This is a genomic window from Streptococcus sp. oral taxon 061, from assembly GCF_964211575.1.
Lineage (GTDB): Bacteria > Bacillota > Bacilli > Lactobacillales > Streptococcaceae > Streptococcus.
In genome coordinates, this window is the sequence record NZ_CAXOQQ010000003.1 from 207,801 (window position 1) to 233,668 (window position 25,868).

18 protein-coding genes, 1 tRNA gene and 1 other RNA gene are annotated in these 25,868 nt (G+C 39.5%); 16 read left to right on the top strand and 4 right to left on the bottom strand.

Going from position 1 to position 25,868, the window contains the following annotated elements:
• The first annotated feature begins 7 nt into the window (after nt 1-7).
• From AB8E63_RS03730 to trxB, 6 genes are all read left to right on the top strand, one after another.
• On the top strand, nt 8-499 hold the full coding sequence (locus AB8E63_RS03730; RefSeq protein WP_368910001.1) for a methylated-DNA--[protein]-cysteine S-methyltransferase: 492 nt from the start codon (nt 8-10) through the stop codon (nt 497-499).
• An 11-nt stretch (nt 500-510) separates the two neighbouring features.
• A complete protein-coding gene (locus AB8E63_RS03735; protein WP_036757721.1) occupies nt 511-867 on the top strand; it encodes a Spx/MgsR family RNA polymerase-binding regulatory protein in 357 nt (118 codons plus the stop codon).
• A 156-nt stretch (nt 868-1,023) separates the two neighbouring features.
• The gene (locus AB8E63_RS03740) at nt 1,024-1,824 is read left to right on the top strand and encodes an amino acid ABC transporter permease (RefSeq protein ID WP_368910003.1); all 801 of its coding nucleotides are present in this window, start codon (nt 1,024-1,026) and stop codon (nt 1,822-1,824) included.
• A complete protein-coding gene (locus AB8E63_RS03745) occupies nt 1,824-2,567 on the top strand; it encodes an amino acid ABC transporter ATP-binding protein (protein WP_004253930.1) in 744 nt (247 codons plus the stop codon). The genes AB8E63_RS03740 and AB8E63_RS03745 overlap by 1 nt, the downstream gene beginning before the upstream one ends.
• Nucleotides 2,568-2,646: 79 nt before the next feature.
• Nucleotides 2,647-2,871 (top strand): DUF4059 family protein, encoded by a 225-nt coding sequence (locus AB8E63_RS03750; RefSeq protein ID WP_368910005.1) that lies wholly within the window; start codon nt 2,647-2,649, stop codon nt 2,869-2,871.
• A 65-nt stretch (nt 2,872-2,936) separates the two neighbouring features.
• Nucleotides 2,937-3,848 (top strand): thioredoxin-disulfide reductase, encoded by a 912-nt coding sequence (trxB, locus tag AB8E63_RS03755; RefSeq protein ID WP_368910006.1) that lies wholly within the window; start codon nt 2,937-2,939, stop codon nt 3,846-3,848.
• 179 nt (nt 3,849-4,027) lie between these two features.
• Here the strand turns inward: trxB and rlmB are convergent, their stop codons facing one another.
• Together rlmB and def are read right to left on the bottom strand one after the other, a co-directional pair.
• Nucleotides 4,028-4,756, bottom strand: coding sequence for a 23S rRNA (guanosine(2251)-2'-O)-methyltransferase RlmB (rlmB, locus tag AB8E63_RS03760; RefSeq protein ID WP_006148811.1), 729 nt, complete (start codon nt 4,754-4,756; stop codon nt 4,028-4,030).
• A gap of 44 nt (nt 4,757-4,800) precedes the next feature.
• Entirely contained in the window at nt 4,801-5,412 is a 612-nt protein-coding gene (gene def, locus AB8E63_RS03765) for a peptide deformylase (protein ID WP_368910007.1), read from the bottom strand.
• A gap of 147 nt (nt 5,413-5,559) precedes the next feature.
• Here def and AB8E63_RS03770 point away from each other — a divergent pair, with 147 nt between their 5' ends.
• From AB8E63_RS03770 to AB8E63_RS03790, 5 genes are all read left to right on the top strand, one after another.
• Nucleotides 5,560-6,876 carry a CapA family protein gene (locus AB8E63_RS03770; RefSeq protein WP_368910008.1) on the top strand — a complete coding sequence of 439 codons (1,317 nt, stop codon included), beginning with the start codon at nt 5,560-5,562 and terminating at the stop codon, nt 6,874-6,876.
• A 23-nt stretch (nt 6,877-6,899) separates the two neighbouring features.
• Nucleotides 6,900-7,727 carry a Cof-type HAD-IIB family hydrolase gene (locus AB8E63_RS03775; RefSeq protein WP_368910010.1) on the top strand — a complete coding sequence of 276 codons (828 nt, stop codon included), beginning with the start codon at nt 6,900-6,902 and terminating at the stop codon, nt 7,725-7,727.
• A 1-nt stretch (nt 7,728) separates the two neighbouring features.
• Entirely contained in the window at nt 7,729-8,364 is a 636-nt protein-coding gene (locus AB8E63_RS03780) for an SGNH/GDSL hydrolase family protein (protein WP_368910011.1), read from the top strand.
• Between the two features lie 60 nt (nt 8,365-8,424).
• Nucleotides 8,425-8,772, top strand: a transfer-messenger RNA (tmRNA) gene (gene ssrA, locus AB8E63_RS03785).
• 327 nt (nt 8,773-9,099) lie between these two features.
• Nucleotides 9,100-10,434, top strand: coding sequence for an Nramp family divalent metal transporter (locus AB8E63_RS03790; protein ID WP_368910012.1), 1,335 nt, complete (start codon nt 9,100-9,102; stop codon nt 10,432-10,434).
• 80 nt (nt 10,435-10,514) lie between these two features.
• Here AB8E63_RS03790 and AB8E63_RS03795 read toward each other — a convergent pair.
• Nucleotides 10,515-10,602, bottom strand: a tRNA-Ser gene (locus AB8E63_RS03795).
• 158 nt (nt 10,603-10,760) lie between these two features.
• On the opposite strand from AB8E63_RS03795, the gene AB8E63_RS03800 reads away from it, so the two are divergent.
• Genes AB8E63_RS03800 through AB8E63_RS03810 form a run of 3 tightly spaced genes read left to right on the top strand, consistent with a single transcriptional unit; the run spans nt 10,761 to nt 14,364 of the window.
• Complete coding sequence (locus AB8E63_RS03800; RefSeq protein WP_368910013.1) at nt 10,761-11,501, top strand: DeoR/GlpR family DNA-binding transcription regulator; 741 nt, start codon at nt 10,761-10,763, stop codon at nt 11,499-11,501.
• Nucleotides 11,498-12,409, top strand: a complete 912-nt coding sequence (pfkB, locus tag AB8E63_RS03805; protein WP_006148803.1) for a 1-phosphofructokinase — start codon at nt 11,498-11,500, stop codon at nt 12,407-12,409. Before AB8E63_RS03800 ends, pfkB begins: the two co-directional genes overlap by 4 nt.
• Nucleotides 12,406-14,364 carry a fructose-specific PTS transporter subunit EIIC gene (locus AB8E63_RS03810; protein ID WP_368910014.1) on the top strand — a complete coding sequence of 653 codons (1,959 nt, stop codon included), beginning with the start codon at nt 12,406-12,408 and terminating at the stop codon, nt 14,362-14,364. The genes pfkB and AB8E63_RS03810 overlap by 4 nt, the downstream gene beginning before the upstream one ends.
• Before the next feature lie 100 nt (nt 14,365-14,464).
• Here AB8E63_RS03810 and AB8E63_RS03815 read toward each other — a convergent pair whose 3' ends face one another.
• Entirely contained in the window at nt 14,465-16,786 is a 2,322-nt protein-coding gene (locus tag AB8E63_RS03815) for a hypothetical protein (protein ID WP_223332782.1), read from the bottom strand.
• Between the two features lie 507 nt (nt 16,787-17,293).
• Between AB8E63_RS03815 and AB8E63_RS03820 the strand changes: the two genes are divergently transcribed.
• Together AB8E63_RS03820 and AB8E63_RS03825 are read left to right on the top strand one after the other, a co-directional pair.
• Nucleotides 17,294-19,579, top strand: a complete 2,286-nt coding sequence (locus AB8E63_RS03820; protein ID WP_368910021.1) for a DNA translocase FtsK — start codon at nt 17,294-17,296, stop codon at nt 19,577-19,579.
• Between the two features lie 328 nt (nt 19,580-19,907).
• Nucleotides 19,908-25,868 (top strand): SpGH101 family endo-alpha-N-acetylgalactosaminidase (locus AB8E63_RS03825; protein WP_368910015.1); only part of this gene is annotated, 5,961 nt, incomplete at its 3' end.

Below are 25,868 nucleotides of genomic sequence, written 5' to 3' on the forward strand. Positions count from 1 at the left end.
TGCAAAGATGCTGTACAAGTCACCGATTGGTCCCCTATCTCTGATAGCAGATGATCACTATCTGTTTGGGATATGGATTGAAGAAGAGAGCGATTTTGAAAAGGGATTATCTGAAAATGATGTAACTCTTGTTGAAAGTCATCCCATTTTAAATCAAATTACTTCCTATTTAGAGACTTATTTTAAGGGGCAAGATCAAGACTTATCTGAGATGCCTTTAGCTCCTGTCGGTAGTGACTTCGAAAAAAGAGTCTGGAACTACTTGCGTGGAATTCCTTTTGGACAGACTGTTACCTATGGACAAATAGCTAAGGACTTGCAAGTAGCTTCTGCCCAAGCAATCGGAGGAGCAGTAGGGCGCAATCCCTGGTCTATTCTTGTCCCCTGTCACCGTGTGCTAGGTGCTGGAGGACGTCTGACAGGCTATGCATGGGGACTTGATAAGAAGGCTTGGCTCTTGAATCATGAAGGTGCAAGTTATCAAGAAAATAAAAAATAGAAAGAGAAAATATGTTAGAATTTATCGAATATCCAAAATGTACAACTTGTAAAAAAGCTAAGAAAGAATTAGATCAACTCGGACTAGAATATAAAGACGTTCATATCGTTGAAGAGACTCCGAGTGAAAAGGTCATTTTAAACTGGCTCGAAACTTCGGGATTTGAATTGAAGCAATTTTTCAATACTAGTGGCATAAAATATCGTGAACTCGGATTGAAAGATAAGGTTGGGACATTGTCAAACAAAGAAGCAGCCAAACTCTTAGCTAGTGATGGTATGCTGTTAAAACGTCCGATACTAGTTGAAAATGGTCTTGTAAAACAAATTGGCTATCGTAAAACATACAATAACTTGGATTTGAATTAGTTTTTATCTATCTCCTTGATAGATAAAATATATAACCTCCCACTTTTAAAGTATGATAAACTAGAAGGTAGATGAAATCTGATATGCTCGTAGCAAATATTTTTAATTAGAGCATAAGTATGATAGAATAAATCATTATCTTGAGAGGATGTTTCTATGAATGTTACAACGATTTTAGCATCTGATTGGTATCAAAATTTGATGCAATATATCCCAGATGGCAAACTCTTTAGTTGGCGTTCGGTCTTTGATGGGATTCCAAGAATTGTACAGCAATTACCTACAACATTGATGTTAACGGTATTTGGTGCCTTTTTTGGTATCATGCTAGCCCTAGTCTTTGCGATTGTGAAAATCAACAGAGTTAGATTTCTTTACCCATTACAAGCCTTTTTTGTTAGTTTCCTAAAAGGAACCCCAATTTTAGTTCAACTAATGTTGACTTATTATGGGATTCCATTAGCTTTGAAAGCCTTGAATCAACAATGGGGAACTTCTCTAAACATTAATGCGATTCCAGCAGCGACATTTGCGATTGTGGCATTTGCTTTTAACGAGGCAGCCTATGCTAGTGAAACTATCCGTGCAGCCATTCTTTCTGTAAATCCAGGGGAAATTGAAGCAGCTCGAAGTCTTGGTATGACACGTGGTCAAGTTTACCGTCGAGTAATCATTCCAAATGCGGCGGTTGTGGCAACACCAACCTTGATAAACTCCTTGATTGGCTTGACCAAGGGGACTTCCCTAGCCTTTAGTGCAGGTGTTGTAGAAGTCTTTGCCCAAGCTCAGATTTTGGGTGGTGCAGACTATCGTTACTTTGAACGTTTTATCTCAGTAGCTCTCGTCTACTGGGTGGTAAATATCGTTATTGAAAATCTTGGCCGTTTCATTGAAAGAAAAATGGCTATTACAGCACCAGATAATGTTGAGACAGATGTGAAAGGAGAGCTTCGCTAATGATTAAAATTTCAAATTTAAGCAAATCCTTTTCAGGTCAAACCGTTCTGGATCATCTGAACTTAGATATTCAAAAAGGGGAAGTTGTTGCCTTAATTGGTTCTTCAGGAGCTGGGAAATCAACTTTTCTTCGTAGCCTAAACTATCTAGAAACTCCTGATAGTGGAAGTATTCAGATTGATGATTTCAAAGTTGATTTTTCTCAAATTACGCAAGAAGAAATTCTAACTCTTCGTCGCAAACTATCGATGGTTTTCCAACAGTTTAATTTATTTGAGCGTAGAACAGCGCTAGACAATGTTAAAGAAGGCTTGGTGGTCGTTAAAAAACTATCGGACGAAGAAGCAACTGAAATTGCTAAGGAAGAGCTAGCTAAGGTTGGGCTTTCTGATCGTGAACAGCATTATCCGCGTCACTTGTCAGGGGGGCAAAAACAACGGGTAGCTATAGCGCGTGCTCTAGCAATGAAACCAGACGTCTTACTCTTGGATGAACCAACTTCAGCACTTGATCCAGAATTGGTTGGTGAGGTAGAAAGATCGATTGCCAATGCTGCAAAATCAGGCCAAACCATGGTTTTGGTTAGTCACGATATGTCATTTGTTGCTCAAGTAGCTGATAAGGTTTTATTCTTGGATAAAGGAAAGATTATTGAATCTGGAACACCGGATGAGATTATTAACCATCCCAAAGAAGAACGAACAAAAGAGTTCTTTGCTAGTTACAAACGGACCTATATCTGATATAATAGAAGATAAGAAAAACTCAGTTGGCTAAGCTAACTGGGTTTGCTCTTTAAAAATAATAGAAATGAGAGAGAGCATGCTAGTTCAGCTATTTGCTTTGTATTTAGAGAGTTTGGTGTTGACAATTTTACTAGTCTTGGTTGTCTTAGGGATCTGGATTGGTTTAAGAGCTCTATCAGGTGTGGATAAAACTGCTAAGGAGCGTCAGGCTCACCTCTATGATATGATTATGATTGGAGTTCTAACAATTCCAGTATTGACTTTTGCAACCATGAGCATCTTGTTGGTTCTCAAGGCGTAATAGTTGTCAAATAGGATTTCATCCGTTAGAATAAGAATAGTTACAACAAGAAAGAAGGAAATAGAATGTACGATACGATTATTATTGGTGCAGGTCCTGCTGGGATGACTGCAGCCTTGTATGCAGCTCGCAGCAATCTCAAAGTAGCTTTGATTGAAGGTGGCCTTCCTGGAGGTCAGATGAACAATACTTCTGACATTGAAAACTATCCAGGTTATGCTAACATTAGTGGACCTGAGTTAGCAGAAAAGATGTTTGAACCTCTTGAAAATCTAGGTGTTGAACATCTCTATGGCTTTGTAAAAAATATTGAGAACCATGGTGATGTTAAAAAAGTCATCACAGACGATGAAGAATTTGAAACACGCACAGTTATTGTGGCTACTGGTTCTAAGCACCGACTTTTAGGCGTTCCAGGTGAAGAAGAACTGAATAGTCGTGGAGTTTCTTACTGTGCGGTTTGTGATGGAGCCTTTTTCCGTGACCAAGATTTGTTGGTTGTAGGTGGAGGAGATTCGGCTGTTGAAGAAGCAATCTTCTTAACACAGTTCGCCAAATCTGTAACCATCGTTCACCGTCGTGATGAGCTTCGTGCTCAAAAAGTCTTGCAAGACCGCGCCTTTGCCAATGAAAAAATCTACTTCATTTGGGATTCTGTCGTAAAAGAAATCAAGGGTGAAAACCGTGTGGAGTCAGTTGTCATTGAAAATGTTAAAACAAATCAAGTGACTGAACATGCCTTTGGAGGTGTCTTCATTTATGTTGGTTTAGATCCAGTTAGCGATTTTACAAAAGATTTACAAATCCAAGATGAGTCAGGTTGGATTGTGACAGATGACCACATGAAGACAAGTGTTGCAGGTGTCTTTGCAGTTGGAGATGTTCGTCAGAAAGACCTTCGCCAAGTTACAACAGCAGTTGGAGATGGTGCGATTGCAGGTCAAGAAGCCTATAAATATATTACTGAACATAGTTAAAAAGGCGGTGGGACAGAAATCGATAGACAAAGTCTCGATTTCGTAGTCCCAGCCCCGCGAGGATGATTAGGAGCTTTTTGGAGTCTAAGAGACGAACAAAAAGTTCAATCAGCTACCGCGTCAAAGTTTGATTGCTAATAAAAAGTGAGGTCGGGATCTTTTGTCCCAACCTCACTTTTTTATAATCGATTGCGGAAGACTTCGTACATAAGAATAGCAGCAGCAACGCTTGCATTGAGACTCTGTACATGTCCATTCATTGGAATAGTGATCATCTCGTCCACTTGCTTTTTGATGTTACTTGAGATACCTTTTCCTTCATTTCCGATAATGAGAGCGACCTTTCCACTGGTGTTCCATTTATGGCAAGGAGTTCCATTCATATCAGTTCCAAAGGTCCAAAAGCCCTCTTCTTTAAGTTTGTCCAAGGTTTGGCTGAGGTTGGTCACGCGAGCGATAGGCACATGCTCGATGGCACCCGTTGCTGTTTTTGCAACTACGGGTGTCACACCAACAGCTCGATGTTTTGGAATAATAACGCCTGAAACATTGGTTGCATCGGCTGTTCTTAGGATAGAACCTAGGTTATGAGGGTCAGTTAGTCCATCGAGGATCAATAGTAGTGGATTTTCTTCTTGACGAGTCTGAGCAAGAATCTGCTCAAGTTCAGTGTAGGCAAATTCAGAAACACGTAGGACAAAACCTTGGTGGACAGCTCCTTCAGTCATTTCGGAAAGAGATTTTTTTGAAGTCCAAGAAATGGATACTTTCTTTTCAGTTGCCAGTTCCTTGACTTTTTCTACATTCTTACCTCTTAAATCATCTTGGAGATAGAGTTTGTTTCCAGTATTTGCTAACAGTGCTTCGGTAACGGCGTGAACGCCATAGACAATATCATTTGTTTTCATGGCTCTATTATAACATAAAACCCCGTCTTTCAACGGGATTTTCTTTATTCCAGAATGAGTAAACCTTCTTTGACTGAGAAAGGATCCTTTTCATTGATACGGTCATAAAACATAACACCATTTAAGTGGTCGATTTCATGTTGTACAACGATGGAGTTGTAGCCTTTTAGCTTGATGCGATGCTTTTCGCCATCTTTGTCAAAGTAGTCGACAGTTACTCGAGCATGGCGGATAACATAACCTGGGACAGTACGATCGACTGATAGGCAACCTTCTCCCTCTCCTAGAGCAGCGTCTTGGACTGAGTGTGAGACAATCTTAGGATTGTACATAACAGCTTGTAAGTCATAGGCTTCTTGAGGTGTTTCACCTTCCTCGGTGATATTAGGAACTAAAACAGCAATGATGCGTTTTGAGATATCTAATTGTGGTGCAGCAAGTCCGACTCCTCCACGTAGACCTAACTTTTCAGCCATAACTGGGTCTTGTGAATGTTTCAAAAATTGCATCATTTTCTCACCAAGGATGATATCTTGATCATTTAATGGGAAAGTGACTTCCTCGGCAACTGCACGTAGGGTTGGATTACCCTCGCGGATAATATCTTTCATATCGATTAAATGTGAAGCTTTTGTAATACGTTCTATAGCAGACATCTTCTCTCCTTCCTTCCATTACAATTCCATGATAACACAAAATAGTTGAGAAAGAAAGTCACAGAATTTGCTAATAAAGGGAAATAGCTATTTGTCTGTGGTATAATAAGGTAAGGAGATTTGCATCAAAAAGCAAGGAGAAAAGATATGGAAAAACGTAGTAGAAGAAAAAAGCAATCAGGATTACCAGTTGTCAGAGAGTCTATCCAATTTTTCAAAAAATATCAACAGTGGAGTAATAAAACCTTTGTTGTTGTGTTATTGATTGTTGTTGCTTTCTCGATGGCTTTGACTTTATTAGCTCAAGGAATTAAGGGAGTTCCATTGTGGAATAGGAATGCACCTGCAGTGAGTCAGAATTCAGACTCTAAAGGTAAGAATTCCGTAACGGAAGAAGAAACAAGTGTGCGCATCATGGCAAATGGTGACCTCCTCTATCATATTCCGATCTATAGAACTGCCCTAAAGGAAGATGGTACTTATGATTTCCATGAAAACTTTGAGTATGTAAAACCTTGGCTCAAACAAGCAGACCTAGTCATCGGTGACTTTGAAGGAACTTTAAATAAAGACCACTATCTTGCAGGTTATCCTTTGTTTAATGCACCTGGAGAAGTCATGGATGCTATAAAGGATGCTGGATACCAAGTGTTAGACTTGGCTCACAATCATATCTTAGATTCTCAGATTGAGGGAGTTTTTTCAACTGCTGATGCTATCGAAAAAGCTGGAATGACTCCAATCGGAGTTTACACCCACGAACCAAGAGATAAGGCGCCTATCGTCATCAAGGAAGTCAAGGGCATAAAAGTTGCTCTTCTAGCTTATTCTTATGGTTTTAACGGTATTGAAGAATACATTTCTAAAGAAGACTACAACAATCATCTTTCTGACCTCAACGAAGAAAAAATGAAGGACGAAATTGAAAGAGCTGAAAAAGAAGCAGATATAACAGTCGTCATGCCTCAGATGGGAATTGAGTATCAATTGGAACCAACAGAAGAGCAAAAGAAACTCTACCATAAAATGATTGATTGGGGGGCTGATATTATCTTCGGAGGACACCCTCACGTTGTTGAACCAGCTGAAACAGTCGATAAAGATGGAGATAAAAAACTCATCATCTATTCTATGGGAAATTTCCTCTCAAATCAGCGAATTGAAACTATGCAGGATGAGGAAAATGCCAAATGGACAGAACGTGGTGTTCTCATGGACGTGACCATTAAGAAAAAAGCAGGAAAGACTACGATTGAGACTGCTAAAGCTCATCCTAGCTGGGTTAATAGAACACCAAAAGGAACTTATTCTCCAGAAGGTTATCCACTCTATCTATACCAGACCTATATCTTAGATGATTTCATTGAGGGTGGGAAATATCGTAGCCAGTTAGATGATGAAACCAAAGAACGGATAGACACAGCTTATACAGAAATGAATGAGCATGTCGGTTTGAAATGGTAGCAATGGAGAGCGAGAAGAAAAAGATGGATATTAGAGTAATTGCGACGGATATGGATGGCACCTTGTTGGACCCCAAGGGACAACTGGATCTACCTCGTCTAGAAAAAATTTTGGACAAGCTGGACCAATGTGATATTCGTTTTGTCATTGCAACGGGAAATGAAGTTCATCGTATGCGACAATTACTGGGACATTTAGCAGAGAGAGTGGTTCTGGTAGTTGCTAACGGCGCTCGGATATTCGAGAACAATGAATTGATTCAAGCACAAACTTGGGATGATGCCATGGTTGATAGGGCTTTGGGGCACTTTAAAGGTAGAGAATGTCAGGATCAGTTTGTTGTAACTGCTATGAATGGTGGTTTTGTCAAAGAAGGTACAGTTTTTACAGAACTTGATAAATTTATGACTCCAGAGATGATTGAGAAGCTCTATCAACGAACGAACTTTGTTGATGAATTTGACTCTAAACTCTTCGGTGGTGTTCTCAAGATGAGCATGGTAGTTGGTGAAGAGCGATCCGAATCGGTTTTACAGGAAATTAATGACCTATTTGATGGGCATGTGCGAGCTGTTTCCAGCGGTTATGGCTGTATTGATATCTTGCAAGATGGAATTCATAAGGCTTGGGGCTTAGAGGAATTGCTCAAACGTTGGGGCTTGAAACCTGAACAAATCATGGCCTTTGGAGATAGTGAAAATGACATTGAAATGTTAGAGTTGGCGGGTATTTCTTACGCAATGGAAAATGCAGAAGAGGCTGTTAAGAGAGTTGCGACAAAAGTAGCTCCAGCCAACAGTCAGGCAGGTGTTTACAAAGTTTTAGAGAACTGGCTAGAAAGAGGAGAATAACTTGGCAGTACAGCTATTAGAAAACTGGCTCTTAAAAGAGCAAGAGAAAATCCAAACCAAGTATCGTGAACTCAATCAGATTTCTGTAATTGAACCAGATATCATCTTTATTGGAGATTCTATTGTGGAGTATTATCCCTTGCAAGAATTACTAGGGACAACAAAGACTATTGTGAATCGAGGTATTCGAGGCTATCAAACTGGACTTTTACTTGATAACCTTGATGCCCATCTTTATGGTGATGCAGTGGATCAAATTGTGCTTTTGATTGGGACCAATGACATTGGGAAAGATATTCCAATGAGTCAAGCACTAACCAATCTCGAAAGTGTAATTCAAAGTATTTCTCGTGACTATCCGCTGTCACAGATTAAGCTAGTTTCTATTCTGCCAGTTCATCAAGGGGAAGAGTACAAACAGACCGTTTATATTCGTACAAATGAGAAAATCAAGGCATGGAACCAAGCCTATCAAGAGCTAGCTTCTGCCTACATGCAGGTAGAATATGTATCTGTCTTTGAAGAGCTACTCAATCAGGAAGGGCAACTCAAATCAGACTATACAACAGATGGGCTTCACCTTAGCGTTTCTGGCTATCAGGCTCTATCAGAAACCTTGAAAACTAGACTTTTCTAAACATCTACTTGCATTTTTGATTTTTTTACCTAGATAAGGTATAATATCTTTATAGTCTTTGGGGTCGTTACGGATTCGACAGGCATTATGAGGCATATTTTGCGACTCGTGTGGCGACGTAAACGCTCAGTTAAATATAACTGCAAAAAATAACACTTCTTACGCTCTAGCTGCCTAAAAACCAGCAGGCGTGACCCGATTCGGATTGCTCGTGTCTGATGACAGGTCTTATTATTAGCGAGATACGATCAAACTTTGTCTAGCAGTTTGATAAGAGATTGATAGACTCGCAGTTCCTAGGCTTGAGTTATGTGTCGAGGAGCTGTTAAAACAATACATAACCTATGGTTGTAGACAAATATGTTAGCAGATGTTTGGACGTGGGTTCGACTCCCACCGGCTCCATTAATGATTTACATTTTTTTGTAAATCTTTCTAAAACGTTGTTTTTACAACGTTTTTTATTTTATTCTTTGGTATTCCTTTGCATTCCTTTTCACAAAAAGGATACAACAAAGGATACAACATTCCGTTGTATCCTAAATATCAAATCAAGTCCTGAATTTTCTTAAGTTTTTATCATATTTTGTGTTATAATTAAGGTGCCTTAAGAAAAATAATGAAAAAACTAAATGTTTTTCATATAGTTTTCATTGTTTTAATAGTTTAAAGTCAATCTTATTTTTCTCTAATAGAAAATAATGAAAAAGTAGGTTTAGAAAGAGGTGAGTATCTATGCCTTCTCATAAAAAAGTGTCACTCTCTGAGATTAATCAATCTATCGATACTCCAAATAACAATCATTTCTGGCAAAATTTAAAGGCCTTCTTGGGTCCAGGTGCCCTTGTGGCTGTAGGGTATATGGATCCAGGAAACTGGATAACCAGTGTGGTTGGAGGTGCATCCTATAAGTACAGTCTCTTATTTGTCATCTTGATTTCATCACTCATTGCTATGCAGCTTCAGCAGATGGCAGGAAAGCTTGGAATTGTAACTCAAATGGACTTGGCTCAAGCAACAGCTCGTCACTCACCAAAGTGGTTGCGTTATGGTTTATGGGTGATTTTGGAGTTGGCCTTGATGGCGACAGACCTGGCAGAAGTTCTAGGTTCAGCCATTGCTCTCAATCTTCTCTTTAAGATTCCGATTATGATAGCCATCCTTTTGACGGTTCTAGATGTCTTTCTCTTATTGCTTTTGATGAAATTTGGCTTTAAGAAGATAGAAGCTATTGTGACAACACTGATTTTAACGATTTTAGCAATCTTTACTTATCTGGTAGCTTTATCAAATCCAAGTTTCCAAGGAATCGTTGAAGGTTATCTGCCAAATGCAACCTTATTTGAGAGTCCTTTGCCAGGACATGAAAGTCAATTAACATTAGCCTTGGGGATTGTAGGTGCGACGGTTATGCCCCATAACCTCTATTTGCATTCTTCCTTATCTCAAACTCGGAAAATCAATCACAAGGACAAGGATGATGTTCGAAAAGCCGTGCGCTTTATGACCTGGGATTCAAATCTTCAACTGTCCTTGGCCTTTATCGTTAACTCCCTTCTATTAATCCTCGGGGCGGCCCTCTTTTTCGGCCATGCATCCGAGATTTCTGCCTTCTCTCAAATGTATAACGCCCTGCAGGATTCCACCATTGCAGGAGCTATAGCTAGCTCAACCTTATCAACCTTGTTTGCCTTGGCTTTATTAGCCAGTGGTCAAAATTCGACAATTACGGGTACCTTGACTGGACAAATCGTTATGGAAGGTTTCTTGCGTATGCGATTGCCTCAGTGGTTCATTCGTTTGGCAACTCGTCTCTTTGCCTTGTTGCCTGTCATGATTGTAGCGGTTGTGTTTGGTCATCAGGAAAAAACCTTGGATCAGTTATTGGTCTATTCGCAGGTCTTTCTTTCAATCGCTCTTCCGTTTTCAATCTTCCCTTTGATTTATCTAACTTCTAAGAAATCACTGATGGGCGAATTTACCAATGCTAAATGGAATACCATCCTTGGTTATATTGTTTCCATTATCTTAACAATTCTCAATGTGAAATTGTTATTTGATATTTTCTAAGAAATTCACCCGAGTTATAAAACAAACATATAAGAAAAAAGATACCCAAGATTTCTTGGGTATCTTTTTTAGAAAATAAACGGAAGACATGGGATTCGAACCCACGCACGCTTTAACACGCCTACCGCGTTTCCAACACGGCCTCTTAAGCCTCTTGAGTAATCTTCCACACTTACTAAAATAGTCTATCATAAAGGATTCATTCTTGCAAATAAATTTTTAGAAAAAGAAAATGATAGAAAGTGAAAGAAATTGACAAAAAATGCTTGACTTTGTTATTTTTTATGATAGAATGAATAATGTAATCGTTAACAGGAGGTAAACTAGTGCTAAAAAGTGAACGAAAACAGGTGATTTTAGAAGAATTGAAACAGCATAAAATCGTCTCACTTGAGAAATTAGTAGGTTTGTTAGATACTTCAGAATCAACGGTCAGACGTGATTTAGATGAATTGGAGTCTGAAAATAAACTTCGTCGAGTGCATGGAGGAGCAGAGTTACCTCACTCCTTGCAAGAAGAAGAAACCATTCAAGAAAAATCTGTCAAAAACCTTCAAGAGAAAAAGTTGATTGCTCAAAAAGCATCTTCTCTCATCAAAGAAAAAGATGTTATCTTTGTGGATGCAGGAAGTACGACAGCCTTTCTCATTAAGGAATTGGAGCGAAAAGACATTACAGTGGTAACCAATTCCATTCACCATGCGGTTCAATTAGTGGATAAGCAAATCCCAACAGTCATTATCGGTGGTGGAGTCAAGATGACAACTGATGCCAGTATCGGAGGAGTAGCTCTCAATCAGATTAACCAACTGCACTTTGATCGTGCCTTTATTGGAATGAATGGTGTAGATGAAGGTTACTTTACAACTCCAGATATGGAGGAGGGCGCAGTCAAGCGTGCTATCTTAGAAAATGCTAAACAGACATATGTTCTAGCAGATTCATCCAAGATTGGTCAGTCTTGTTTTGCTAAGGTGGCTCCTATAAAACGTGCTATTGTCATTACAAGCAAGGGTCACGAGCTCTTGTCAGCTATCAAAGAGAAAACGGAGGTAATAGAAGTATGATTTATACAGTCACACTCAATCCATCTATAGACTACATTGTTCGTTTGGACAAAGTGGAAGTAGGTAGTGTCAATCGTATGGATAGTGATGATAAGTTTGCTGGTGGTAAAGGTATCAATGTTAGCCGTGTCTTGAAGCGTTTGGATATTCCAAATACAGCGACAGGTTTCATCGGAGGCTTTACTGGAAAATTTATCACAGATACTTTAGCTGAAGAACAAATAGAAACGCAATTTGTCCAAGTGGCAGAAGATACGCGTATCAATGTTAAGATTAAAGCCGACCAAGAAACTGAAATCAATGGGACAGGTCCTAATGTTGAGCCCGAACAACTTGAAGAGTTAAAAGCCATTCTTTCAAGTCTGACAGCAGAAGATACAGTTGTCTTTGCGGGTTCGAGTGCTAAAAACTTGGGTAATGTTGTTTACAAAGAATTAATTGCTTTGACGCGTCAGACAGGCGCACAAGTAGTCTGTGACTTTGAAGGTCAAACCTTGATTGATAGTTTGGATTATCAACCACTTTTAGTCAAACCAAATAATCATGAACTGGGAGCTATATTTGGAGTCAAGCTTGAAAGCCTTGATGAAATAGAAAAATACGCTCGAGAATTACTGGCTAAGGGTGCTCAAAACGTGATTATCTCTATGGCTGGTGATGGTGCCCTTCTGGTAACATCAGATGGAGCATACTTTGCTAAACCAATCAAGGGAACAGTGAAAAACTCAGTGGGGGCTGGTGACTCGATGGTTGCTGGATTTACGGGTGAGTTTGTCAAATCAAAAGATGCAGTAGAAGCCTTCAAGTGGGGAGTGGCTTGTGGAACAGCAACTACCTTCTCAGATGATTTAGCAACTGCAGCATTTATTAAAGAAACTTATGAAAAAGTTGAGGTAGAAAAAAGATGAAAATTCAAGATTTATTGAGAAAAGATGTCATGTTGCTTGATTTGCAAACAACTGAAAAAACTGCAGCTATTGAAGGAATGATTCATAGTCTAGTAGAGCATGGATATGTGACGGATTTTGAAACCTTCAAAGAAGGAATCTTAGCGCGTGAAGCTTTGACTTCTACAGGTTTGGGTGACGGTATCGCAATGCCACACAGCAAAAATGCTGCTGTTAAGGAAGCGACTGTTCTCTTTGCTAAGTCGAACAAGGGTGTTGATTACGAAAGCTTGGATGGACAAGCAACTGACCTCTTCTTTATGATTGCTGCTCCAGAAGGTGCCAATGATACTCACTTGGCTGCCTTGGCAGAATTGTCACAATATTTGATGAAAGACGGATTTGCTGATAAACTTCGTCAAGTAACATCAGCTGATCAAGTCATTGAACTCTTTGACCAAGCTTCAGAAAAAGCTCAAGAACCAGTTCAAGCTCCTGTAAATGAATCTGGTGACTTTATCGTAGCAGTTACAGCTTGTACAACAGGAATTGCCCACACATACATGGCTCAAGAAGCTCTTCAAAAAGTGGCTGCGGAAATGGGTGTTGGTATCAAGGTTGAGACCAACGGTGCAAGTGGTGTAGGCAACAAATTAACAGCAGAAGATATCCGCAATGCCAAAGCTGTTATCATTGCTGCAGATAAAGCAGTTGAGATGGATCGTTTCGATGGTAAACCATTGGTAAACCGTCCGGTTGCAGATGGTATTCGTAAGACAGAAGAGTTGATCAACTTGGCTCTTTCTGGTAATGCTGAAGTATATCGTGCTGCTAATGGAGTGCAAGCTGCAACAGCATCTAATGAAAAACAAAGTCTAGGTGGTGCCTTCTACAAACACTTGATGAGTGGTGTATCACAAATGTTGCCATTCGTTATCGGTGGAGGTATCATGATTGCCCTCGCCTTCTTGATTGATGGTGCTTTGGGTGTTCCAAATGAGAGTCTTGGAAATCTTGGTTCTTACCATGAGCTAGCTTCTATGTTCATGAAAATCGGTGGGTCAGCCTTTGGTTTGATGTTGCCAGTATTTGCAGGATATGTTGCTTACTCAATTGCTGAAAAACCAGGTTTGGTAGCCGGTTTCGTAGCTGGTGCTATCGCTAAAGAAGGTTATGCCTTTGGTAAAATCCCTTACGCTCAGGGTGGTGAAGCAACTTCAGCTCTTGCAGGAGTATCATCAGGTTTTCTTGGAGCCCTCGTAGGTGGATTTATCGCAGGTGCCTTGGTGCTCTTGGTTAAGAAATACGTGAAGGTTCCTCGCTCACTTGAAGGTGCTAAATCAATCCTTCTCTTGCCACTTTTTGGAACAATCTTGACAGGCTTTGTCATGCTAGCTGTTAATATCCCAATGGCCGCAATCAACACTGGTATGAACAACTTCCTTGGTGGTCTTGAAGGTGGATCAGCTGTCCTTCTTGGAGTCGTTCTTGGAGGAATGATGGCTGTCGATATGGGTGGACCTGTCAATAAAGCAGCCTACGTCTTTGGTACTGGTACTCTTGCAGCAACAGTTGCAACAGGTGGTTCAGTAGCCATGGCAGCAGTTATGGCTGGAGGAATGGTTCCACCACTTGCAATCTTTGTGGCAACACTTCTCTTCAAGAATAAATTTACCAAAGAAGAACGTAACTCTGGTTTGACGAACATCGTTATGGGCTTGTCATTCATCACTGAAGGAGCGATTCCATTTGGTGCAGCAGACCCAGCTCGTGCTATCCCAAGCTTCATCCTTGGTTCAGCGGTAGCAGGTGGACTCGTTGGTCTTGCAAATATCAAACTCATGGCTCCTCACGGAGGAATCTTCGTTATCGCCCTTACTTCAAATGCTCTTCTTTACCTTGTCTTTGTCTTGGTAGGAGCAATTGTCAGTGGTGTAGTTTACGGTTACCTTCGTAAACCACAAGCAGTGAAATAAGTCAAATATATTTAGGGAACTATATATCTGTTTACAACAACAAGATGTAGTACTTCAATAATATGAAAAAGACGATTTCCGTTTGGAAATCGTCTTCTCATTATTTCAATAGTTCATATTCAAATAATTTACTTTCAAGCTCATTTTCGTAGTAATCTGCTAGCCTTGTTTTAAGCTCTTTTAGTTTGGTGTTAACTTTTTCATTGTTGAATATCTTTTTATCATTACTATCTTTGTATGATGTGTTTATCTCTAATTCAATTTGATAAGTGCCATAATTGTATTCCGGATTGTATTCTTGAGTATCTTTGACTAGTTCAAGTAATTCATCGAAGACACCTAACAACATTAAGTCCGCTCTATCAAGCTTCCCATACTTTTCTTGTTCGACCAATTCTTTACGGACTATAGAGTTCTCATCTAAGCACATCTCGTTATTGTAAAATTTCCCATCAGAACCATGGAAGCTTAAACAATGATTCTTTTGAGATATGCAAGTCCATAACGTAGATTTTCTAAGAAAATCTATATCCTTTTTATACAAATCTCCTTTGTCGGCAGTTGTATAGTAAATATCTCTTTCATACCAGTTTTTTTGAGGATACTGCTTGGCAACAAACAAAACTGTCTGCTCTGCATAATTAGTTGTTCTAACTTGACTACCTCGTCCATGATATATAGCAATTCTAGTCATTCGTATGTCCTGCGGAGTAATACCAAAACCACTGGCTTCTATAACCGCTAAAATATTATCATTATAAACAGGTTTCCCATAGCTTTTCAGTGGCACTTCTCTACCATCGTAGCCAGTAGCAATTTTAGACAATACATCTGTTTTTACCTTTTTAGAATAAAATTCTCCTAGCGTTTTGTATACTTTTCTTATAGTGACATGCTTCACATCTTTAAGAATAGCATCCTCAGGTACATCAATGACTGCAGCCCCTTTCCCAGTTCCCCACTTTTTGTCATCTTTCCAAATCTCTTTAGCTGGAACAGTTAAACTTTCTGTTATGGTATCAACTTCATTCTTCCATTGTGCGACTAAAACAGAACTTTCTTGTGCTTTAAAATTCCCTCTATTTGCTAAAAAACCATCAACGAAAATTTTTTTCATCAATCCTACAGACTTCCAATACTTTACTGGTGCAAATAGGATGTAATAATCATGTTCATTTCTCATAAAATACTTCTCAAACGACCAAACAAATTGATTGAGTAAATCTTTTGCATGACTACTATCCCCAGTAAATTCATCGGACATCAATTTTCTTATATAGCTGTATTTATCTTTAGATTTAACATTTCCTTCTTGAGCACGGGCTAACTCGCTAGAATAAGGGGGATTTTCGAAACCAATAATCGCAACATTTTTGTCATCTATGACTTCTTGTAATGTATTATGTTTTCCATCTGTTTCCATTGGAATTGATAAAAACTCTTCTGATAAAGCATCTCCACCTGTTACTAAGTTCCCTTTGTTTGCTTGTACCAATGAAAGTGGTGGTATGATAGCCCGTACCTTCCCAATATATTTGTTATACAAAACAAGCCATTCTTTTATTTCATAAGTATTCAAGATGACATGGCTTAACTCTTCTTCAGTTAAATAATGCTCTAATGCTCCTGTACCAGCACATCTATCCAAAATAACATAGTCCATACCTTTAGGAAGACTGCTAATAGCTTGATGAACAAGTTTAGTTGCTTCTTTAACATAGGGTAGTGGTGTATAAAACGCTCCTAAATCTTTTCTATTTGCAGGGTCATTTAATGCGTCCATTACGGTGTCAAAATCGCTTTCGTCTCCACACCAAGGTAAGATATAGTTTTCGACTATTGAATTAGATGGTTGTTTGAGCATCTCAAACATTTGAGATTTAGTTGTTGTTTTATCGTGACGGTATATGTAGTTCGCCCACCCTAAAATGTTTGGAAAATCAATTTCAAATTTTTGATACTCGTCTATTTGGAATAATTCAAGCAATTCATGATTTTTAGGGCTTTTTGGTTGAAGAACGTCAAATTCAATTACTTTTTCAGGGTTAGTAGCATCTTTTAAAGTCTTCTGATTTACATTTTTTGATGCACTATTCGTATAATTTTGTAAAATTTCTAAACGATATTTAGTTGCATCATAAACACTTGCACGATTTTTATTTATATCAACTAAAACGATTTTGCTTGGTATAGGAATACCACCTTTAATCCTTAATTTAGACAGATAGTGGATAGCTTGAGTAAGCACAGCATTAAGATCAGCAATGCTATTTTTAAATTCAAACAGAGCTCCGTTAACGATACCATCAGTATTTTCGATTAAAATATCCTTTTCGTCAAAACCGAAACTTCTCCAGAAAAATAAATTGTCAGCTCTTTCATTTCCAGATTGCCAACTTCTATCAATAGCTAGAGGCGTCATTTTACACCTCCAACAATCAACCCATATAGTTGAGGAACAGCAGAAAAGACTTCTCCACAAAAACGTGAAAAAGCCTGTTTTAGTGCTTGACAAAAAACACGTCCGATTACATAATCAGCGTGAGCTGTGAGCTGTGAGCTGTGAGCTGTGAGCTGTGAGCTGTGAGCTGTGAGCTGTGAGCTGTGAGCTGTGAGCTGTGAGCTGTGATTGCGTTCATACCAATCATTCCTTTACTTTTTGATAGTTTTATTATATCAAAATTTTAAAATTTTGCATATCTTCTTTTTCTGATGAACAGTCAGCTGGATCATAAAGGCTATCAAAAAGATGTTCTGAAATTGCTTAGAGAGGGAAACTATGGATAAGAAAATTTTTTTTGAATCTCTTAATACATAACTACTCAAGGAGGATATTGATCTTTTTAGAAATGGCGGTGAAATATGATATAATAGAAGCATGGCAAACAAGAATACAACTAAAACAAGACGCAGACCGTCTAAAGCAGAATTGGAAAGAAAACAAGCGATTCAACGAATGTTGATTTCCTTAGCTTTGGCTATCTGTTTAATTTTTGCAGCCCTCAAATGGGGAGCTGTCGGAATCACTGTTTATAACCTGATTCGCTTACTCGTAGGGAGTTTAGCATACTTAGCTATTTTCTCTCTCTTGATTTATCTATTCTTCTTTAAATGGATTCATAAACAAGAAGGCTTGCTAGCAGGTTTCTTCTTTATTTTTGCAGGCTTACTCCTCATCTTTCAAGCTTATCTTGTCTGGAAGCTTAGTATGGCAAATGCTATTTTTCAAGGAACAATTGGACAAATCTTTAAAGATTTAACCAGTTTTCAAGTAAGCGGTTTTGCAGGGGGAGGCTTGTTAGGGGTAGGGCTCTACATTCCGGTAGCCTTTTTGTTCTCAAACATCGGTACCTATTTCATCGGGGCAATCTTAATCCTAATCGGAGCTCTTTTAATGAGTCCATGGTCTATCTATGATATTGCTGATTTTCTTTCAGCTCGATTTGCTATCTGGATGGAACGCCGTGAACAGAAAAAGCAAGAGCGCTTTATCAAGCGTGAAGAAGAAAAGGTACGAAGAGAAGCAGAAGAGCAAGCGAGACTTGAAAAAGAAAGAGAAGAGCAGGTTTTGCTTGACATGCAGCCTGTAAATATGGAAACTGGAGAAATCTTATCAGACCAACCACTGCAAGAATTTCCTCCACTTCCAGAGGAGGAATGGGTAGAACCTGAGATTATTCTCCCGCAAGCTGATTTTGATTACCCTGAAGAAGGAGACTATCCAGAGGAAGAAGTTTTCTCTGAAGAAGATGATGATGACGAAGAGGTTGAAGTAGATTTTTCTGCTAAAAAGGCCTTGGAGTATAAGCTTCCAAGCTTGCAACTCTTTGCGCCAGACAAACCAAAAGATCAGTCAAAAGAAAAGAAAATCGTTCGAGAAAATATTAAAATTTTGGAAGAAACCTTTGCAAGTTTCGGTATCAAGGTAACGGTTGAGCGTGCTGAAATCGGTCCGTCGGTGACCAAGTATGAAGTTAAACCTGCAGTTGGTGTCCGTGTCAACCGTATTTCAAACCTAGCAGATGACTTGGCTCTCGCCTTGGCTGCTAAAGATGTCCGTATCGAAGCACCGATTCCTGGGAAATCCTTGGTAGGTATCGAAGTTCCTAACTCGGAAATTGCAACTGTATCCTTCCGTGAGCTTTGGGAACAATCTCAAACTAAGCCTGAAAACCTTCTAGAAATTCCTCTTGGGAAAGCAGTCAATGGTACGGCTCGTAGTTTTGATTTGGCAAAAATGCCTCACTTGCTAGTGGCCGGTTCTACAGGTTCTGGTAAATCCGTTGCAGTTAACGGAATCATCGCAAGTATTTTGATGAAGGCCCGCCCTGACCAGGTTAAGTTTATGATGGTGGACCCTAAGATGGTTGAGCTTTCAGTATACAACGATATCCCTCATCTCTTGATTCCAGTTGTGACCAACCCTCGTAAGGCCAGCAAGGCCCTTCAAAAAGTCGTTGACGAGATGGAAAACCGCTATGAACTTTTCGCCAAAGTCGGAGTTCGAAATATTGCTGGTTTCAATGCTAAAGTTGAGGAATTCAACGCTCAATCAGAGTACAAACAAGTACCTCTACCTTTAATCGTTGTGATTGTGGATGAGTTGGCTGACCTCATGATGGTTGCTAGCAAGGAAGTAGAAGATGCCATTATCCGACTTGGACAGAAGGCGCGTGCAGCTGGTATTCACATGATTCTTGCAACCCAGCGTCCTTCAGTGGATGTTATTTCTGGTTTGATTAAGGCAAATGTGCCGTCTCGTGTGGCTTTTGCAGTTTCTTCAGGAACAGATTCACGCACGATTTTGGATGAAAATGGTGCTGAGAAATTACTCGGCCGAGGGGATATGCTCTTTAAGCCAATTGATGAAAACCATCCTGTCCGTCTCCAAGGATCCTTTATCTCAGATGATGATGTGGAACGCATCGTAAACTTCATTAAGGCTCAAGCTGATGCGGATTATGATGAAAGCTTTGACCCAGGAGAAGTATCTGAGTCAGAAGGTGAGTTTGGTTCTAGCGATGATGCTGGAGATCCTCTCTTTGAAGAAGCAAAGGCTCTTGTCATCGAGACACAAAAAGCAAGTGCATCCATGATTCAGCGCCGTCTATCGGTTGGTTTTAACCGAGCTACTCGATTGATGGAAGAATTAGAGATGGCTGGAGTTATTGGTCCTGCTGAAGGGACAAAACCTCGAAAAGTCTTACAACAATAATTGTTTGAAAATAGAATAAAAATTCAAGAAATTACCTTTCGAAAATGGGGATAATCTACTCTAATTTTTCGAAGGTGATTTCTTTTTTTATGCCTATGATTATAGGTGTTCTTGTAGTAAAAAGACTTTCAGTCTGGTTCGGAATTTAGATTTTACTTTTACTAATTTTAACTAATATAGTATTGATTTTTAAACCGGTTTTTGATATATTAAAATGGTATAAGAAATATTTATATGTTTAAAAAATAAGCGAAAATAATGAAGGGGGTTATTTTTTTAAGACAAAATGCAAACGCTTACTTTTTAAGCGGAAAGGAATAAAAAAATAATGGATAAAAGATTATTTGAAAAACGTTGTAAATATAGTATTCGGAAATTTTCATTAGGTGTTGCTTCTGTTGTCATTGGTGCTACATTCTTTGGAACAAGTACTGTTTTGGCAGATACAGCCCAAACTGGTTCTACTGCAAATATGCCAGCCGATTTAGCAGCTGCTCTGGCAAATGCAAAAGATGATAATGGACATGATTTTGAAGCACCAAAACCTGGAGAAGATCATGGTTCTCCTGAAGTTACCGAAGGACCAAAAACTGAGGAAGAATTACTAGCGAAAGAAAAAGAAGCTGCAACAACTGAAAATGAACTTCCAAAAGATTTGCGTGAAAAACTTGATAAGGCTGAAGATAGTGGCCATACTGCTTCGAAAGAAGACTTAGCAAAAGAAGATAAAAGTTTAGTTCCAGAAGATGTCGCTAAAACAAAAAACGGTGAATTGAATTACGGTGCAACTGTTGAAATTAAGAGCGATGCTGGGACTGGTAGTGGGATTGTTATCGGAGAAAATCTTGTTTTATCCGTATCTCATAACTTTATCAAGGATGTTCCAGATGGCAACAATCGTAAGGTAGCAGACAACATCGAAAGTGATAAGGATGTGTATACAGTTTCTTATGAAGGTGCACCAGACGTTAAGTTTAGTAAAAATGATGTAAAACACTGGGATCGTGAAGGTTTTCTAAAAGGTTATAAAAATGACTTAGCCATTGTCAAACTTCGCAAACCTCTTGCAAATGCTCCAGTTGAAGTTTTAGATAAACCATCTACCATTAAGGTAGGAGATAAGGTACACGTCTTTGGCTATCCAAAAGGAAAGCTCGATCCAATCCTTAATACCACTGTCGAAGCTATTAACAATCATGGCGAAGGCGTTCGTGGCATTAGCTACCAAGGAAGTGAACCTGGTGCCAGTGGTGGCGGAATCTTTGATGAAAATGGAAAATTAATTGGTATTCACCAAAACGGTGTATCTGGTAAACGTAGTGGTGGTATCCTCTTCTCACCTGCACAGTTAGAATGGATTCAAAACTATATCAAAGGTATTGAAACAACGAAACCAGCGGGTCTAGATGCACTTGATAAACAAGTTGAAGATAAAGAAGAAAAACCAAAAGAGGACAAACCTCAGGAAGAAAAACCAGTTGAAAACAAACCAGCTGAGAACAAACCAGCTGAGAATAAACCAGCGGAAAACAAACCGGCTGAAAGAAAAGAAGTTAAACCAGAATGGAAAACTGTTGAAAAGAAGGAACAACAAGGAACAGTAGCAATTCGTGAAGAAAAAGGTGTTCGATACAATCAACTAGCTTCAACAGCTCAAAATGATAACGGAAAAAATCCAGCTTTGTTCGAAAAAGAAGGTTTGACAGTTGACGCTAACGGCAATGCTACAGTTGATTTGACCTTCAAAGAAGAGTCTGAAACAGGCAAGTCTCGCTTTGGTGTTTTCATGAAATTTAAAGACACGGATAATAACGTTTTTGTAGGGTATGACCAAGGCGGATGGTTCTGGGAATACAAGACAAATGGTAGCGGACTTTGGTATCAAGGCGGACGTGTCGCAGCACCAGTAAATGGTTCTGTTAACCATTTGACGATCAGTCTCAAATCGGACGGACAACTGAACGCAACCAACAATGATGTCAAGTTATTCGATACTCTTACCTTACCTTCTGCAGTTAATGACAAATTAAAAGATGAGAAGAAGATTGTTCTTAAAGCTGGAACATACAATAGTAGCGAAAGAACAATTGTAAACATTAAAACAGATGACCAAGAAGGCGTTAAAGCAGACCAAGAAGTTGCTGAAAAAGAAAAAGGCGATGAGGTCGATGATCGTAACGTGAAATACGACACAATTGAGTCTACTGTTTTGAAAGCAGTTATTGACCAAGCCTTCCCTCGTATTAAAGAATATGTCCTTAACGGCAACAAGCTTCCAGGTCAACTTCAACCAATTAATCAAGTTGTTATCAATAAGCATGCCGTAACTCCTGAAGTTACCTATAAAAAAGTAAACGCAACAACTGCTGAGTATGAAATGAAACTCCGTGATGAGGAAAATCTCATCAATGCAGATATGACTGTTCGTTTACAAGTAGTGGGCAATCAACTTCACTTTGATGTGACTAAGATTGTCAACCATAACCAAGTAACACCAGGACAGAAGATTGATGATGAACGTAAATTACTTTCTTCTATCAGCTTCCTAGGCAATGCCTTGGTATCTGTTTCAAGTGACCAACCTGGAGCTAAGTTTGATGGGGCAACCATGTCAAACAATACTCACGTAAGTGGGGATGACCATATCGAAGTAACCAATCCAATGAAAGAATTGGCCAAAGGTTACATGTATGGATTTGTTTCAACAGATAAACTAGCTGCTGGTGTATGGAGTAATTCTCAAAATAGTTACGGTGGTGGTTCTTATGACTGGACACGTTTGACAGCCTACAAGAACACTATTGGTAATGCTAACTACGTTGAAATCCATAGTTCTGAATGGCAGTGGGAAAAAGCACACAATGGTATTGTCTTCCCAGCTTATACTAAGGAACTTCCAAGTGCTAAAGTTGTCATCACAGAAGATGCCAATGCTGATAATAAAGTAGACTGGCAAGATGGTGCGATTGCATACCGTAGCATCATGAACAACCCTCAAGGTTGGGAAAAAGTAAAAAATATCACTGCCTACCGTATCGCCATGAACTTTGGTTCACAGGCACAAAACCCATTCCTGATGACCTTGGATGGTATCAAGAAGATTAACCTCCACACAGATGGTCTTGGACAGGGTGTCCTCCTTAAAGGTTACGGTAGTGAAGGACATGACTCAGGTCACTTAAACTACGCGGATATCGGTAAACGTATCGGTGGTACGAAAGACTTTAAAGCTCTTATTGAAAAAGCTAAGAAATATGGTGCCCACCTGGGTATCCACGTTAACGCTTCAGAAACCTATCCTGAATCAAAATACTTCAATGAAAATATCCTTCGTAAAAATGCTGACGGTAGCTATAGCTATGGTTGGAACTGGCTTGACCAAGGTATTAATATCGATGCAGCTTATGACTTGGCTCATGGACGTTTAGCGCGTTGGGAAGAATTGAAGAAAGAATTGGGTGAAGGTCTAGACTTCATTTATGTCGACGTTTGGGGTAACGGCCAATCAGGTGACAACGGTGCTTGGGCAACTCACGTTCTTGCAAAAGAAATCAACCAACAAGGTTGGCGCTTTGCAATTGAGTGGGGCCATGGTGGTGAGTATGACTCTACCTTCCATCACTGGGCAGCTGACTTGACTTATGGTGGCTATACCAATAAAGGTATCAACAGTGCGATTACTCGCTTTATCCGTAACCACCAAAAAGATGCTTGGGTTGGTGATTACAGAAGCTACGGAGGTGCGGCAAACTATCCACTTCTAGGCGGATACAGCATGAAAGACTTCGAAGGTTGGCAAGGTCGTAGCGACTATAATGGTTATGTAACCAACTTGTTTGCCCACGATGTTATGACTAAGTACTTCCAACACTTCACTGTTAGCAAATGGGAAAATGGTAAACCAGTAACCATGACTGACAATGGTGGTACTTATAAGTGGACACCTGAGATGAAGGTTGAATTGGTAGATGAGGAAAACAACAAGGTAGTTGTTACTCGTAAATCTAACGATGTCAATAGCCCACAATACCGTGAACGAATTGTAACACTTAATGATCGTGTCATTCAAGATGGTTCAGCCTACTTGACTCCTTGGAACTGGGATGCCAATGGTAATAAGCTTACTGGTGACAAGGAAAAGATGTACTACTTCAATACTGAAAAAGGTGCAACAACTTGGACACTTCCTAGTGACTGGGCAAACGGCAAAGTTTACCTTTACAAACTAACAGACCAAGGTAAGACTGAAGAACAAGAAGTAGCTGTCAAAGATGGTAAGATCACACTCGACCTTCTAGCAAATCAACCATATGTTCTTTATCGCTCTAAACAAACTAATCCTGAAATGTCATGGAGCGAAGGAATGCACATCTATGACCAAGGATTTAACAGTGAATCTTTAGATCATTGGAAGATTGAAGGTGATGCTTCTAAAGCGACAGTTGTTAAATCTCAAGGTGCGAACCAAATGCTCCGCATCCAAGGCAATAAAGAAAAAGTTAGTCTCACTCAAAAATTGACTGGCTTGAAACCAAATACTAAATATGCTGTCTATGTCGGTGTTGATAACCGTAGTGATGCTAAAGCAAGCATTACTGTTAACACTGGTGAGAAAGAAGTGACCAACTACACTAACAAGTCACTCGCTCTTAACTATGTTAAAGCATACGCTCATAACACACGTCGTGACAACGCAACTGTTAATGATACAAGTTACTTCCAAAATATGTATGCCTTCTTCACAACAGGTTCAGATGTATCAAATGTAACCTTGACCTTGAGTCGTGAAGCAGGAGATGAAGCAACTTACTTCGATGAAATCCGTACTTTCGAAAATGATTCAAACATGTACGGTGATGGTCATGATACTGCAAAAGGCGTCTTCAAACAAGACTTTGAAAATGTCGGACAAGGTATCTTCCCATTTGTCATCGGTGGAATCGAAGGTGTTGAAGATAACCGTACTCACTTGTCTGAAAAACATGGTCCATACACACAACGTGATTGGAATGGCAAGAAAGTTGACGACGTTATCGAAGGAAATTGGTCACTCAAGACAAATGGTCTAGTTAGCCGTCGTAACTTGGTTTACCAAACAATCCCACAAAACTTCCGCTTTGAAGCAGGTAAGACCTACCGTATCACATTTGACTACGAAGCAGGTTCTGATAGTACTTACGCATTTGTTGTAGGTAAGGGAGAATTCCAATCTGGCCGTCGTGGTAGCCAAGCAAGCGACCTCGAAATGCATGAATTACCAAATTCATGGACTGATTCTCAAAAAGCGAAACGTGCAACCTTCCTTGTGACAGGTGCTGAAACTGGCGATACCTGGGTAGGTATCTACTCTACAGGAAACGCAAGTAACACTCGTGGAGATTCTGGTGGTAATGCTAACTTCCGTGGTTACAATGACTTCATCATGGATAGACTTCAAATCGAAGAGATTGTCTTGACTGGTAAGATGATGACAGAAAATGCTGTCAAGAATTATCTTCCAACTGTAGCCATGACTAACTACACCAAAGAAAGTATGGATGCTTTGAAAGAAGCAGTCTTCAACCTCAGCCAAGCAGATGATGACATTAGTCTAGAAGAAGCAAAAGCAGAAATCGATAAGGTCAATGCTCTTAAAGATGCTTTGGTTATGAAGAAAACAGCTCTTGTATCAGATGACTTTGCAAGTCTTTCAGCTCCTGCTCAGGCTGGTGAAGGTCTTGAAAATGCCTTTGATGGTAACTTGTCTAGCCTATGGCATACATCATGGAGCGGAGGCGATGTTGGTAAACCAGCAACAATGGTCTTGAAAGAACCAACAGAAATTACAGGCTTCCGTTATGTTCCACGTGGTTCAGGTTCAAATGGTACCTTGAGAGATGTGACTCTTGTGGTTACTGATGAAACAGGTAAGGACCATACCTTCAATGCAACGAATTGGGCTGGCAATAATAAGCCAAAAGATATTGACTTTGGTAAGACTATCAAGGCTAAGAAGATTGTTCTAACTGGAACAAGAACCTATGGTGATACTGAAAACCAATATCAATCAGCTGCAGAACTTATCTTTGCTCGTCCTCAAGTTGCTGAAGCAGGTCTTGATACAAGTGCATATGAAACTGCATTAGCTAAGGCCCAAAAATTAACGGATAAGAGCAATCAAGAAGAAGTGGCAAGTGTAGTTGCAAGCATGAAGTATGCAACAGATAACCACCTCTTAACAGATCGAATGGTGACATTCTTTGCAGAATATTTGGATCAGTTGAAGGATTCAACACCAACTCCAGATCCA